The following is a 2,500-nucleotide window of genomic DNA, read 5'->3' as shown; positions in this document are numbered from 1 at the left end:
TTGATCAATCGTCGCCATTACCTGCCACGGCTGCTGCTGACCTTGTCCTCGAAAGGGAAAAAGCAAGAAACAAAACAAAAACCACCCCAGCGATTCGAAGATGTTGACAGGGTCACACCATATCAATGTCCGGATTGGCCACGACTCGCCAGGAGTGCATGAAAAGGCCAGTTGCACCGCAATGAACTCAAGGCCTCTCGATTGTGAACACGGAACTTGCCACTTTCTCAGTTTATGTGACAGGCTCTCTATATCCCCCGGAGGCAGTTCATTGCGCCGTGCCTGTTTCGTTGTTGCTTTGGCACTGATCCCGCTCGCCACTGCGCCTCTCGATCGCGCCCAGACGATCATTTCGCACAGCGCCGGTGGACCGGCACGCCTCGACGGTCCCTGGCTTCTCGATGAAGGCGATCCTCCCGGCGGCGAATTCGCTTCTGCAGATCCGCGCTCTGGCCAAATTTACCGGCTCGGCACAGGACGCATCCCACCCCAGGGATCTAAAGTCGTCTGGCTGCGCGCCACCGTTACGCCCGACGAACAGGTCTCCAACCCCGCACTACTTGTGAATCCCAACGCTGAGGAGTGCCAGGTGTTTGTGAACGAACAGAAAGCCGCTGACTGCAGCAACTGGCCCCGCACAACAGATGCCGCACGCCGTTGGTTGCTGGTCCATCTACCTGCCGGTCAAGCCAAGGTTGCCCTTCGCATTGTCGGAGTCGACGGCGGAGCTGCAAGCCTCCCACGCGCCGGTGACGTGCTTTGGGGCCGCGCGCCGGTTCTCGAAGATATACGCACGGCCACTGACGCGACCCACTTTTATCACTTCCTGCCGCAAACGTTACTCTGCGTAGGCGAGCTGCTTGGCGGAGTAATCCTGCTGCTGGTCTTTCGCAACGACCCTCACGGGCGAGCTTACCTATGGTTCGCAGCTTTTCTTTTTCTTGATGGGACGATGTCGCTGGAATCGGTCTTTAGCTGGGTATACCCACTGCTTCCACTCACTTTCGCACCTCTCACGGACGCTCTTGGGATGATCGGGCGCTACGCGCCGTTGGTTGGTTTCATCGCGGCCTTTACCGGGGTTCGTCTCAACCGTTGGATGAAGGGTTATCAGGTCCTGCTTTTGGCCATTCCGGTGCTGTTTGGCCTTCCTTTCTTGAGCGAGCAATTCGCGTGGCTGCCTCGATTGTCTGACAGAGCATTCCATGTGATCCTGCTCGTCGTTCAAGTGCCTTTTGTCGTTGGCTCGCTGGGTTTTCTAGGGTGGAAATGGAAACGCGGAAACGCCGAGGCTGGTCTGCTCCTGCCCCCGTTTCTTCTGGCTAGCATCATCGAAGTGCTCGGAATCACTGTGCACTGGTTCAGGAATTTCCACGTTGGACGCTTTGGCTTTGACTTTGACGATCTGTCCATGTTCTTCTTTCTCGTTTCCATCTGCCCAGTCCTGTTGTCCCGCCATCGGCGCATCACTCTCGAGCACGAACGGGCAACCGCCGAACTCGACGCCGCGCGGGAGATTCAGCAGCGACTGGTCCCAACATCGATCCCTGCCCTTACCGGCTGCCATATTGAAGCCGCCTATCTGCCCGCCGAGGAAGTTGGCGGGGACTTCTACCAGATTCTTTCGCGTCAGGACGGCAGTCTTGTGATTGCGGTCGGCGATGTCAGCGGCAAAGGCCTGAAAGCAGCCATGACCGGAGTCCTGGCCATCGGCGCTCTGCGCACCCTTGCTTTTGAAGGCTTGGGGCCCGCTGCGATCCTGATGCGCCTCAACGCCGAACTGGTGCGCACCAGCAGTGGAGGCTTCGTGACCTGCTTTTGCGGAGTGCTCGATTTGCGTGGCAACCTGTGCTACGCCAATGCTGGGCACCTTGCCCCTTTCCGCAACGGCCGGGAGATCGATGTTGCCGGAACTTTGCCTCTCGGAATCGTTCCAGATCCAGCATACGAAGAAAGCACACTTGCGCTGGACCCCGGCGATCGCCTCACCCTGCTCTCCGATGGCGTCGTTGAGGCCCAGAACGCCGATGGCGAGCTCTTCGGGTTTGAACGTACTCGTCAAATCAGCGCCCAGGCAGCTCAAAGCATCGCCGAGCAAGCGCAACGCTTCGGCCAAACTGACGACATAACCGTCCTTACCCTCAATCGTCTTGCTATCGCTTGACGATCACTCTTTTGGTGTCTCCGCTTTAGCGTTTTGGGAAAAGTGTGAGTCCGATCCCAGGGTGCACATGAGCTGAATGCAAACTCCTTCCACGTCGGAATTCCAGGTCGTTGGCGTGTCACCGTCAACCCTTCCTTTACTCGATTTTCGCCCCGCCAAGGCGAAGACCTGTCAAAGGTCTGGGTTGACCACATCCATGTAAGTCATCTTCTGTCAAGGAAAAGCACAAGATTCGTGGGCGCGCACCGGAGGGCGCGCAGTTGGTCTGATCAGGATCTACCGTTACGCAACAGTGCCTCTCGGCCGATGATTCCTGCATCAAGCAGAACCACACAT

At 57.5% G+C, this 2,500-nt stretch carries 1 protein-coding gene; it reads left to right on the top strand.

Annotation, left to right across the window (positions count from 1 at the left end):
• Positions 1 to 271 precede the first annotated feature (271 nt).
• Positions 272 to 2,164, top strand: coding sequence for a PP2C family protein-serine/threonine phosphatase (locus tag WCA10_RS23065; RefSeq protein ID WP_472824887.1), 1,893 nt, complete (start codon positions 272 to 274; stop codon positions 2,162 to 2,164).
• The last annotated feature ends 336 nt before the right edge of the window (positions 2,165 to 2,500 follow it).

Source organism: Occallatibacter sp. (genome assembly GCF_049582745.1).
Taxonomy (GTDB): Bacteria; Acidobacteriota; Terriglobia; order Terriglobales; family Acidobacteriaceae; genus Telmatobacter.
The sequence above is the reverse complement of the archived record's forward strand: the minus strand, read 5'-3'. Positions and strand labels throughout refer to the sequence as shown.